Genomic DNA, 12535 nt, shown 5'->3' with positions numbered 1-12535 from the left:
CTGTTCGGCGCGGCGGCCACCGCGGCCTCCACCTTCCTGATCGGGAAGCTCGGGGCCGAACTGCTCGCGCTGCTCCGCGAGGAAGCCGTACGCGCCGTGCTGGGCATGCCCAGCGCACGCGTCGAGGAGGTCGGCCGGGGGGACGTGCTCTCCCGCGTCGGCGACGACGTGGCCGTGATCTCCAAGGGCATCCGGACGGCCATCCCCACCGTGTTCTCGGCGGGCGTCCTGGTCGTCATCGCGACGATCGGCATGTTCGGCCTCGACTGGCGGCTCGGCCTGGCCGGAGCCTGCGCCCTGCCCGCGTACGCGCTCGCGCTGCGCTGGTACCTGCCCCGCTCGGCGCCCCTCTACCGGAAGCAGCGGGTGGCCCAGGCCGACCGGGCCCAGGCGCTGATCAGCGGACTCAACGGCATCGACACGGTCCGGGCCTACCGCCTGGAGGACTCCGTACGGGAAAAGGTCACCGACGAGTCGTGGCGGGTGCGCAACCTCGGCGTCGAGGTGTTCCGCTTCTTCGGCCGGTTCGTCGGCCGGGAGAACCGGGCCGAGTTCATCGGGCTCGTCCTCATCCTGCTCGTCGGTTACGCCCTCCTGGAGGCGGACGCCGCCACCCTGGGCGAGGTGTCCGCGGCCCCGCTGATGTTCCACCGCCTGTTCACCCCGCTGGGCGCCATCATGTTCACCTTCGACGAGGCCCAGAAGTCCGGCGCGAGCCTCACCCGCCTGGTCGGCGTCTTCTCGGAGCCCTCCGAGGAGCGCCTGGTGGGCGATGCCTCGGTCGCCACCGCCGCCGTCGCGCCCTACCCGGTCACGGTCCGGGACCTGACGTTCACCTACCCCGGGGCCGAGGACCCGGTGCTGCGGGACGTCTCCCTGTCCATCCCGGCCGGCGAATCGCTCGCCTTGGTCGGGGCGACGGGCGCGGGCAAGTCGACCCTGGCCGCACTCATCGCCGGCATCGGGAGGCCGCAGGCCGGTTCGGTGCGCATCGGGACGCACGACCTCGCGGACATGGACGAGGCCGGGGCCCGCGCCCTGGTGAGCATCCTGACCCAGGAGACCCATGTGTTCTCCGGCCCGCTCGCCGACGACCTGCGGCTGGCCGCCCCCCTCGCGAGCGACGACGAACTGACGGACGCACTGCGCACGGTCGGCGCCGGGGAATGGGCCGCATCCCTCCCCGACGGTCTGAACACCCCGGTCGGCGAGGGCGGCGAACGCCTGGACGTCACCAAGGTCGCCCAACTGGCCCTGGCCCGGCTGGTCCTCGGCCGGTCTCCCGTGGTCGTGCTCGACGAGTCGACCGCCGAGGCGGGCAGCGAGGGCGCCGCCGAGCTGGAACGCGCCGTGCTGGCCGCCTGCTCCGGCCGGACGACCCTGTTCGTGGCCCACCGGCTGACCCAGGCGATGGCCGCGGACCGGATCGCCGTGCTCTCCGCGGGACGCGTGGTGGAGGAGGGAACGCACAGCGAACTGGTCGAGCTGGGAGGCCAGTACGCCCGCCTGTGGCGTGCCTGGCGCGAGGGAAGTTAGCGGCAGACCAGGCGGAAAGAACGGTCGTTCAACTCGCACGCCTCGAAAGGATGCTGAGACTTCGATGTCGGAACCGGGCGCTTCTCGCATACTGCTTTCCCCCACTCGGCTGGCCGCCGTGCGTCGGCGGATCGGCGACTACAGCGATCGGACCGTCGTCGAGGCGTGCGCCGTCGGACTCGCGTACTGGGCGACCGGTACGGGCCCCGAGGGCATGGACCTCACCCCCGCCACCCCCTTCCCCGACCTCCTCGGGTGGGTCGACGACGGCACGAGCGGCGCCGGAGGGTGGCAGACCGACGTGCAGACCCTCGGCATCACCGTGCCGCCCGGCGTCGACCGGTCCGACGCACAGCGGGCACTGGACGACCTGGCCGACTTCCCGGACCGTCCCCTCGGCACCATCGGCCCGTCCGATCCCCGGGCCCGGGCCGTGGAGCTGGCCCGCTGGAACGACACCCGGGCCGACCGGGCCCGCCCGACCGTCATGGAGCTGTTCGCCGAGCAGGCGCGCCTGCGGCCGGACGCCGTCGCGATCGTCGACGAGCACCGCTCCCTGACGTACCGCGAAGTGGACGTGCTTTCCGCCCAGTTGGCCCACCACCTGATCGGGTGCGGTCTCGCCCCCGAACAGGTCGTCGGCATCTCGCTCGGCCGCTCGGCCGAGATGGTCGTCGGCCTCCTCGCCGTGCTCCGCGCCAAGGGCGCGTTCGTGCCGCTCGACCCGCAGTGGCCCGCCGCCCGCCGGACCGTCGTCGCCGAGGACGCCCGGACCGTGCTCCAGCTCAACGCCACGGGCAGCGCCGACGCCGGAGAACCGGACGCCGTCGCCGTCGACCTCGGCGACTGGACATACGGCGACCGTCCGGCGGAAGCACCCGACGCGACCGTCCCGGGCGACTCCCTGGCCTACGTCATCTTCACGTCCGGCTCGACCGGGCGGCCCAAGGGGGCCATGATCCGGCACGAGGCGATCAGCGAGCGGCTGCTCTGGCAGTCCCGCGAGATCCTCCGCTTCGGCCACGACGACGCCTCGCTCTTCAAGGCCCCTCTCTCCTTCGACATCTCCGTCAACGAGATCTTCCTGCCGCTCGTCACCGGCGGCCGGCTCGTCGTCCTGAAGCCCGGCGGCGAACGCGACCCGCACCACCTGCTCGGCGTCATCGCCGAACAGCGCGTCACCTTCACCTACTTGGTCTCCTCCATGCTGGACGTCCTCCTGGAGATCGTGGGCGACTCCGGCCGCCTCGACAGCCTGCGGCACGTGTGGTGCGGCGGCGAGGTACTCACCCCGGAGTTGTACGAACGGTTCCGCGCCCGCCTCGACATCCCGCTCTACCACGGCTACGGCCCCGCGGAGACGACCATCGGCGTCTCCCACGTCATCTACCGGGGAGCCGCGACCCGCCTGTCGACATCGATCGGCAAGGCCAACCCCAACACCCAGCTCTACGTCCTCGACGACGAACTGCGCCCCCTCCCGGTCGGCGTCGGCGGCGAACTGTACGTAGGCGGGCTCCTGTTGGGTCGCGGTTACGTGGGTGCGCCTGGCCTCACCGCCGCCCGCTTCGTCGCCAACCCCTTCGCCGCCGACGGCTCCCGGCTCTACCGCACCGGTGACCTGGCGCGGTACGCCCCGGACGGATCGCTGGACTTCCTCGGCCGCGCCGACAACCAGATCAAGATCCGGGGCATGCGGCTGGAGATCGAGGACGTCGAGGCCGGTCTCGCCGAGCACCCCGGCGTACGGCACACCTGCGTCGTCGCGAAGAAGAACACGGCGGGCGGGACCTACCTGGTCGGCTACGTCCTCCCCGCCGGCGGAAAAGAGGAACTGAGCGCCGACGACGTCAAGGCATGGGCCACGGCCAACATGGTCGAGTACATGGTGCCCACCCACCTCGTCGTCCTGCCGGAGTTCCCGCTCACCGCGAACGGCAAGGTCGACCGGAACGCACTTCCCGAACCCGCGACGGACACCGGCGCCCTCCAAGCACCCACCACCGAGAACGAACGCCTGGTGTGCGACGCCGTCGCGGCGGTGCTGCGCCTGGACGCCGTCGGCGTGGACCAGGACTTCTTCCAGCTCGGCGGGGACAGCATCCTGGCGATATCCCTGCTCAGCGCCCTGCGCGAGGTCGGCCTCCATGTCAGCGCACGCCAGATCTTCACCCACACCGTCGTGGGAGCGCTGGCGGCGGTGGCGAGCCGCGAGTCCGTCGCCGCCGTGGACCACGGCGACGTCGCCACCGGCACTGTGGTCGGATCACCCATCGTGCAGTGGCTCGGCGAGACCACCGACGCCATCGACGGCTTCGTGCAGTCGGTCGTCCTCACCACCCCGGCGGAGCTGACCGCCGACGCCCTCGATGACATCCTCACCGCCGTGCTCACCCGGCACGACATGCTCCGCGCCAAGCTGGTACGCGGCGAGCGCTGGGGCTTCGACATCCCCGAGGCCGGTGCCACCGCCCGCTGCTGGGAGCGGAGCGACGCCCCGCCGGAGGACTGCGTAGCCCTCGCGGCCGCCGCGCTCGACCCGGACCACGGCATCATGCTGCGCGCCGTCTGGCGCCGGGCGGCGCGCCAACTCGTCCTGGTCGCCCACCACGTGGTCATCGACGGCGTGTCCTGGCGCATTCTGATGGGCGACCTGGCCACCGCCTGGCGGCAGCACTCCTCGGGCGCTCCCGTCGAACTGCCGCCGGTGGGAACGTCGTTCAGGCGCTGGACCCAGTTGCTGGGCCGTGCCCCCTTCAACAACGACCGTACGCACTACGCCGCCCCGCTGCCCGCCGCCGACGCGCCGCTCGGCAGGCGGGCCCTCACCGCGGCCGACACCGTGGCACGCGAGCAGACCCGGACCGTCTCCGTCGACCCCGCGACCACGGCCGCCCTGCTCGGCGAGATCCCCGCCAAGTTCCACGCGGGCGTCAACGACGTCCTGCTGACCGCCCTCGCCGTCGCCCTCGCCCGCTGGCGGCGGGACCGGGAGCAGGACCAGACCTTCGCCCACATCGAACTGGAAGGACACGGCCGCGAGGGGCGCTTCGTCGCGCCCACGGTCGGCTTCGAGCCCGAACTCTCGCGTACCGTCGGTTGGTTCACCACTCTCTTCCCGGTCACCGTCGACCCCGGCACCGCGCGCGACCTCGCCGCGCCCGCCTACCTGGCCGCCGCCCTCAAGGCGGTCAAGGAAGACCTCGCCCGCGTACCGGCGGCCGGGCTCTCCTACGGGGCCCTGCGCTATCTGTCCGGCGACGGACCGACCGGCGGCACCGCGCCCCAGGTGCTCTTCAACTACCTGGGCCGCTTCGACGCCGGTGGCGCGGGCGACTGGCAGCTCGCGGGCACGACCGGGCAGTTGGGTGAGAAGCGCGACCCGCGCATGCGGCTGCCGCGCGCCCTGGAGTTCAACGCCATCGCCGAACCCGACGCCGGCGGCGCGTACGAACTGGTCACCACCATCTCCTGGCCCGATGGCGTCTTCACCGAGGACGACATCACCACCCTCGGCGACCACTTCCGCTCGGCCCTCACCGCACTCGCCGCGCTCGAAGAAGGCGGCCACACCCCCAGCGACTTCCCGCTGGTGCCGCTGACCCAGGCCGACGTCGACACCCTGGACGGCCCGGAACTCCATGACATCCTGCCGCTGACGCCGCTGCAAGAGGGCCTCTACTTCCACTCCGTCTTCGACGACGACGCCACGGGCAGCTATGTCGAGCAGCAGCTGCTGACACTGGACGGCGACGTGGACGCCGACCGGCTGGCGACGGCCGCCACCCGGCTGCTCACCCTCTACCCCAACCTGGCCGCCCGCTTCACCGCCCTCGCGGACGGACGGGTCGTCTCCGTCGCCGAGAGCGGCAGGCAGGCGCCCTTCACCGTGCTGGACGGCCCGGCCCGCACCGACGAGGAAATCCGCGACCTCGCCGAGCAGGACCGCCGGGCCGGGTTCGACCTCGCCACCGGGCCCCTGATGCGCTACACGCTCATCCGCGCCGAAGGGCGCCGCTGGGTCCTGGTGCAGACCGTGCACCACATCATCGCGGACGGCTGGTCGGTGCCGCCGATGCTCCGCACCCTGCTGGCCGAGTACCACGAGCCTGGATCGGTGTACGCCCTCGGCGGCTACCGCGACTACGTGGACTGGCTCGCCGCACGCGACCAGGACGAGAGCGACCGGGTATGGCGCGAGGAACTCGGCGGACTGCCCGGCCCCTCCCTGGTCGCCGAGGGCCACACCCCCTCCGAACGGTTCGACGACGTCAGGGCCGAGCCCGCCGAGGACATCGACGTGGCCGCACGCTCCGCCGGGGTGTCCCTGAGCGTGGCCGTGCACAGCGCGTGGGCGGCGACCCTGGGCGGTCTGCTGCACAGCAGCGACGTCGTCTTCGGTTCCACCGTCTCCGGACGCGACGCCGAGGTCCCCGGCATCCGCGACATGGTGGGCCTCTTCATCAACACCATTCCCGTTCGCGCCCGTTGGTCCGCGACCGACACCGCGTACGACCTGCTCGACGCCGTGAAGCGGCACCAGGGCGCGGTGCTGGCGCACCAGCACGTCTCACTGGCCCGGATCGGTCGGCAGGCCGGCACGGGCACCCTCTTCGACACCCTGGTGGTCTTCGACGTCGCCACCGACGTGGACGCCCTGCGCGGCCCCGACGACACCCTCGTCATCACCGACATCGTCAACGAGGGTGCCCCGCACTACCCGTTGACGCTCGTCGTCGAACGCGCACAGGACGGCCGAGCCCGCTTCAACCTGATCTACGACGGTGAACTCCTGCGCCCCGCAAGCGCCGAGGCGATCCTGCACACGTTCACCCGGACCCTCACCGAACTGCTCGGCCGCCCGGACGCCCTGGTCGACGAGCTGCTCCCCGCGACGGGCGGGAGTGCGGCACCGGAGGCCCTGTCCACCCTGGGCGAGCTGTTCGACGCCGCTGCGCACCGCGACCCGGCGGCCACCGCCGTCACCCAGTGCGCGCTGGACGGCACCACCCGCTCCCTCACCTACGGCGAACTAGCCGCTGAGAAGGACGCGTTGGCGGCCGCCCTGTGCGCGGCCGGCGTCGGCCCCGGGCAGCGGGTCGCCGTCGCCGTCCCGCGCTCCGTGGAACAGGTCGTCGCCCTGATCGCCGTCGTCACCGCCGGAGGCGCGTACGTACCGCTGGATCTGGCCTATCCGGACGAGCGGCTGGAGTACATCCTCGCCGACGCCGCCCCGCAGGCCGTCCTCGTCGACCGGGAGCAGCAGGGCCGCTTCACCCGGCTGCTGGAGAGGGCGGGCGTGACGGCCCGCGTACTCATCCAGGGCGAGGACCTCCCGCAGGCCGCCGGCACTGCCGCGCCCGCCGTCCGCCCGGGGGATCCGGCGTATGTCGTCTACACCTCGGGCTCGACGGGCCGGCCCAAGGGCGTCGTCGTCCCGCACTCCGCGGTGACGACGCTGCTGGCCAACACGCAGCCGGACATGGACTTCGGTCCCGACGACGTCTGGGTCCAATTCCACTCCTTCTCCTTCGACTTCGCCGTCTGGGAGCTGTGGGGCGCCCTCGCGCACGGAGGTGAACTCCTGGTGCCGGAGTACGGGCTCACCCGCTCACCCGTCGACTTCCACCGGCTGGTCCGCGAACGCGGTGTGACCGTGCTCAACCAGACCCCTTCCGCCTTCCACCGGTTCATCGAGGCCGACCTGCACGCCGACGAGCCGATCACGGCACTGCGCCGTATCGTCTTCGGCGGTGAGGCACTCGATCTCGGGCGACTGCGCGGGTGGGTCGAGCGGCACGGTACGACGTCGCCCGAGCTGGTGAACATGTACGGCATCACCGAGACCACCGTCCACGTCACCCACCGGGTGCTGACGGACGAGGACTTCGCCCGGGGCGACGACGCCGGCCCCATCGGCGGGCCGATCCCGGGACTCACCACCCATGTGCTCGACGAGCGGCTGCGACCGGTGCCGCCGGGCCGGATCGGTGCGATCTACGTCGCGGGCGACCAGCTGTCCCTCGGCTATCTGGGCCGTCCCGGGCTCACCGCCGGGCGCTTCGTGGCGAACCCGTTCGCCGCCGACGGCTCCCGGATGTACCACACGGGCGACCTCGCCCGCCGGACGCTCGACGGTGAGCTGGAGTTCGCGGGTCGCGCCGACGACCAGGTCCAGCTCAAGGGATTCCGTATCGAGCTGGGCGAAGTCGAGGGAACGATCAGGGAGGTGGCGGGCGTCGTCGACGTGGCCGTCACCGTGGCGGGCAGCGCCGACCACCTCGTCGCCCACGTCGTCGGCGAGCTGCCCGCCGACCTCACCGCCCAGCTCTCCGCCAAGCTGCCCGCCCATATGGTGCCCGGCCGGGTCCTGCCGATCGACGCGCTGCCGCTGACGGTCAACGGCAAACTGGACCGAAAGGCCCTCATCGAGCGGGTCACACAGACCGCACAGACCGAGCAGGCCGCACAGCAGGACGCCGCACCGCAGCAGACCCCGCCGACCGGCGGCTCCGCGCTCACCGCCCTGACCCGCATCTTCGCCGAGACCCTGCCCGGTGCGAGCGTCGACGCCGACACCGACTTCTTCGGAGCCGGTGGCGACAGCATCGTCGCCATCAGCGTGATCAACCGGGCCCGGGCGCTCGGCCTGCCGATCGCGCCCCGGGACGTGTTCCTGTTCAAGACGCCCCGCGCCCTCGCCGACCACCTCGCAACGCGCACGCCGGCATCCACGCCGACGACACCCGCCCGCCGCGAGGACGGCCCCCTGCCCCTCACCCCGATCATCCTGCGCCGACGCGAACTGGGCGGCTCACTCGCCCGGTTCGCCCAGGCCAGGACCCTCACCGCCCCCGAAGGCGCCGGCCTCGCGGACATCCGGCGCGCGGCCGACGCCGTCGTGGCCGCACACCCGGCCCTGCGGCTGCGCCTCCACATCGAGCACGGCGTCTGGTCCCTGCGCACCGAACCGCCCCACGCGGCCACCGTCGTACCGGAGCACACCGCCGACGCGACCGCCGCCGCGAACGAGGCCGCCGGCCGGCTCGACCCCGCCACCGGGGACGTCATCGCGTTCTCCTGGCTCGCGGCGAGCAGCACCCTGGTCGTCACCGTCCACCACCTCGCCGTGGACGCGGTGTCCTGGCTCGTCATCCTCGACGATCTGACCGCCGCCCTGAGCGGGGCGGCCCTGCCGCCGCCGACCACCTCCTACGCCGCGTACGCGCAAGCGCTGGCCGTACGGTCCGCCGAGGCGACCGAAAGCCTCGGCCACTGGATCACCACCCTCCGGGCCCCCGCCCTGGTGCCCACGGTCGAGGGCCTCCGGGAGAGGACCGTCGTCCTGCCGCCCGAGGTCAGCGACCGAGTGACACGCACCGCGCCCGGCGCACTCGGCCTCGGTCTCACCGAGCTGCTCTGCGGAGCCCTGCGCACCGCGCTGACCCGGATCCAGCCCGCCCCCACCGACCTCGCCGTCGACCTGGAGCGGCACGGCCGAACCCCGGCCGGGGACGACCACGACTACTCCCGTACCGTCGGCTGGTTCACCTCCATCGCCCCCGTACGCCTCACGGCACACACCGACCCCGTCGCCGCGGCCCGCGAGATCACCGAACGCCAGCCGGACGAGGACGGGCACGTCGCCTACGGGCTGCTGCGGTACCTGAACCCTCAGACGGCCCCGCTGCTGACCGCCCGCCCGCAGGTCCTGTTCAACTACCTGGGTCGGGGCAGCGAATCGGAGGCCCTGCGCATCACCGGCAGCGACCAGGGCAGCAGCCCGTACGCCGTCGAGGTCAACGCCTGGACCGACGAGACCACCGGCTCCCTCCACGCGGCCTTCACCCTCGCCGACTCCGTCCCCGACACGATCACCGAACACTGGCCGGCCGCCCTGCACCGGATCGCGGACGCGTCCGCGACGGCCGAACGCACCGCACCGGTCACCCCGCTCCAGCGCGGCCTGTTCTTCCAGGCCCAGCTGGCGGGCACGGCCGGGCACTACGTCGCGCAGAGCTGGTTCACCTTCGACCGGCGCCTGGACACCGCCGCGCTGGAGGAGGCGATGGCGTACGTGATCGCCCGCCACCCCGTCGTCGGCGCGGGTTTCACCACCGACGACGACGGGAACCCCGTCCAGGTCCTCAAGGCGGGCCGGCGCGTCCCCGTCCGCACCGTCGACCTCGCCACCGAAGCCGAGGCCGACGCCCTGCGCACCCGGGACCGCGAGCAGGGCTTCGACCCGGGAGAGCCGCCGCTCGTCCGGATGACCGTGGTGCGCACGCCCGAAGGCCACGACGGTCTGCTGCTCAGCTACCACCTGCTGCTCTGGGACGGATGGTCCCGCGAGATCCTGCTGCGCGACCTGTTCGACGCCTACGAGGCCGTCGTCGCCGGCGAACCGTGGGACGCGACGCCCGCCGTGCCGGGTTTCGAGGAGTACGCCCGGGCGCTCGCCGCCAAGGATTCCGCCGTCTCGGAGCGCTTCTGGGCGGAGCACTTGGCGGGCCTGCCGGGGCCGACGCTGCTCGCCGGACCGGCCCCGGACCTCGTCGAGGAGCTGCCGCAGCCACTCGTCCACACCCTCTCCGCCGAGCTGTCGGAGCTGCTGCGCGAGGCCGCCCGGGACCGCGGTGTCACGCTGAACTCGGTGCTCACCGGCGCCTTCGGGCTCCTCCTCGGGGCCCGTACCGGTCGCGCCGACGCCGTCTTCGGCGTCACCGTCTCGGGACGCGAGGGCGAGGGGCACGGCGACATCGTCGGCGTCCTGCTCAACACCGTGCCCCTGTGGACGCGCGCCAGGCCCGACGACACGGTCGACGCCTACCTGGCCTCCGTACAGGCGGCGCGCGTGGCCGCGATGGAACACGAGCACCTGGGGCTCGGGGAGATCCAGCGGGCCGGCGGACACGACACCCTGTTCGACAACCTCTTCGTGCTCCAGAACTTCCTGGACCTGGACGCCTTCGCCGAAATGAACGCCCGCCACGGCATCGCCTCCGTCCAGGCCGACGACTCGACGCACTACCCCTACACCTGGGTCGTCACGCCCGGCGAGCGGCTCACGGTCAAGCTGGAGCACCGCCACGGCGACCGCGAGGAGGCCCGCCACCTCCTGGACGACTATCTGCGCGTCCTGGAGGACCTGGCCGGGGCCACCGGCCCGATAGGCGCGCTGCCCGGCCTCGGCCCCGACCCCGTGCCCGCCGCGCGGACCGAGGTCGGCACGGACACCGTCGTCGACCGTTTCGACCTCGCGGCCGACCGGGATCCGGAGAAGATCGCCCTCGTCGCGGGCGGCGCGACCATGACCTTCGCCGAGCTCCGGGACCGTAGCCGGGCCGTGGCGGGCGTGCTCGCCGCACGCGGCATCGGGCCCGAGACGACGGTGGGTCTGGCCATCCCGCGCTCCCTCGACTGGATCGCCGCCCTGTTCGCGGTGCTGCGCGTCGGGGCCGCGTACGTCCCCCTGGAGCTGGACCACCCCGACGAGCGGATCGCGGCGATCGTCGAGGACGCCCGGCCCGAGGTGATCCTCACCGTCAGCTCGGTGTCACCCCGGCTGAGCGGCGAACTCATCGAGCTGGACCGCCCGTTGCCACAGGCGACGCCGTACACCACGTTCGCGCCGGGCGACCCGGACCGGCTGCGCCACCCCGCGTACACCATCTACACCTCAGGATCGACCGGAAAGCCCAAGGGCGTGGTGACCGAATACGCCGGGCTCACCAATATGCTGATCAACCATCAGCGCCGCATCTTCGAACCCGTCCTCGCCGAGCACGGCCACCGGACCTTCCGCATCGCCCACACCGTCTCCTTCGCGTTCGACATGTCGTGGGAGGAGCTGCTGTGGCTCGCCGACGGTCATGAAGTGCACATCTGCGACGAGGAGTTGCGTCGCGACGCGCCCCGGCTGGTCGACTACTGCGTCGAGCACGGCATCGACGTCATCAACGTGACACCCACCTACGCCCAGCAGTTGGTGGCCGAAGGGCTGCTGGAGGACCCGGACCGGCGGCCCGCGCTCGTCCTGCTGGGCGGCGAGGCCGTCACCCCGACGCTGTGGCAGCGGCTCGCGGAGACCGAGGGGACCGTCGGCTACAACCTGTACGGGCCCACGGAGTACACCATCAACACCCTCGGCGTCGGCACCTTCGAGTGCCAGGACCCGGTCGTCGGAGTGGCCATCGACAACACCGAGGTGTACGTCCTTGATCCGTGGCTGCGGCCGCTGCCCGCCGGCGTCCCCGGCGAGCTGTACGTGTCGGGCGTCGGCATCGCCCGCGGCTACCTGGGCCGCAGCGCCCAGACCGCGCACCGCTTCGTCGCCTGCCCCTTCGGCGCGCCCGGGGAACGCATGTACCGCACCGGGGATCTGGTGATCCGTCGCCCCGACGGGAACATCGCCTACCTCGGCCGCACCGACCAGCAGGTCAAGATCCGCGGTCACCGGGTCGAACTCGGCGAGGTCGAGGCCGTGTTCGCCGCGCACCCGGCGGTCCGGTTCGTCGCCGCCGTCGCCCAGCCCGACCCGGGGGTCGACGGCGCGTACCGGCTGGCCGCCTATCTCGTCCTGGCGGGCTCCGCCGACCTCGCACAGGTCGCCGGAGAGGTGGGCGCCGGGCTGCCGGACTTCCTGCGCCCGACGCACTTCGCCCAGGTCGACACCATCCCGCTGACCGTGAACGGGAAGGCCGACACCAAGGCGCTGCCCGAGACCAGGCCGCTCGGCGCGCTGAACACGGCGGGGGAGCGCGGACCGGAGACCGAGACGGAGAGCCTCGTCTGCGAGTTCTTCGCCGAGGCGCTCGACCTCGACGACGACGAGGTCAGCGCGGTCAGCGACTTCGTCTCCCTCGGCGGGCACTCCATGCTGGCGGTGCGGCTGATCGGGCTGCTCCGTCGCGAGTACGGTCCTGTCATCACCATCCGCGATCTGTTCACCCTGCGAACCCCACAAGCGATTGCCCGCCACCTTGATGAGAACTCCTGA

The 12535-nt window shown here is 72.4% G+C and carries 2 protein-coding genes; both read left to right on the top strand.

Annotated features, from left to right (window positions below; all coding sequences use genetic code 11):
* Positions 1–1536, top strand: a 1536-nt coding sequence (locus tag ACFWM7_RS13685; protein WP_383259663.1) for an ABC transporter ATP-binding protein, incomplete at its 5' end; no start/stop codon positions are given.
* 64 nt (positions 1537–1600) lie between these two features.
* Positions 1601–12535 carry an amino acid adenylation domain-containing protein gene (locus tag ACFWM7_RS13680; protein WP_383259659.1) on the top strand — a complete coding sequence of 3645 codons (10935 nt, stop codon included), beginning with the start codon at positions 1601–1603 and terminating at the stop codon, positions 12533–12535.

This window comes from Streptomyces sp. NPDC058375 (assembly GCF_042723425.1).
Taxonomy (GTDB): Bacteria; Actinomycetota; Actinomycetes; order Streptomycetales; family Streptomycetaceae; genus Streptomyces; species Streptomyces durocortorensis.
The sequence above is the reverse complement of the archived record's forward strand: the minus strand, read 5'-3'. Positions and strand labels throughout refer to the sequence as shown.

Bases quoted from the DNA above. Each gene is read 5' to 3' on its own strand.
- ACFWM7_RS13680 (WP_383259659.1), top strand. From the start codon at position 1,601: ATGTCGGAACCGGGCGCTTCTCGCATACTGCTTTCCCCCACTCGGCTG.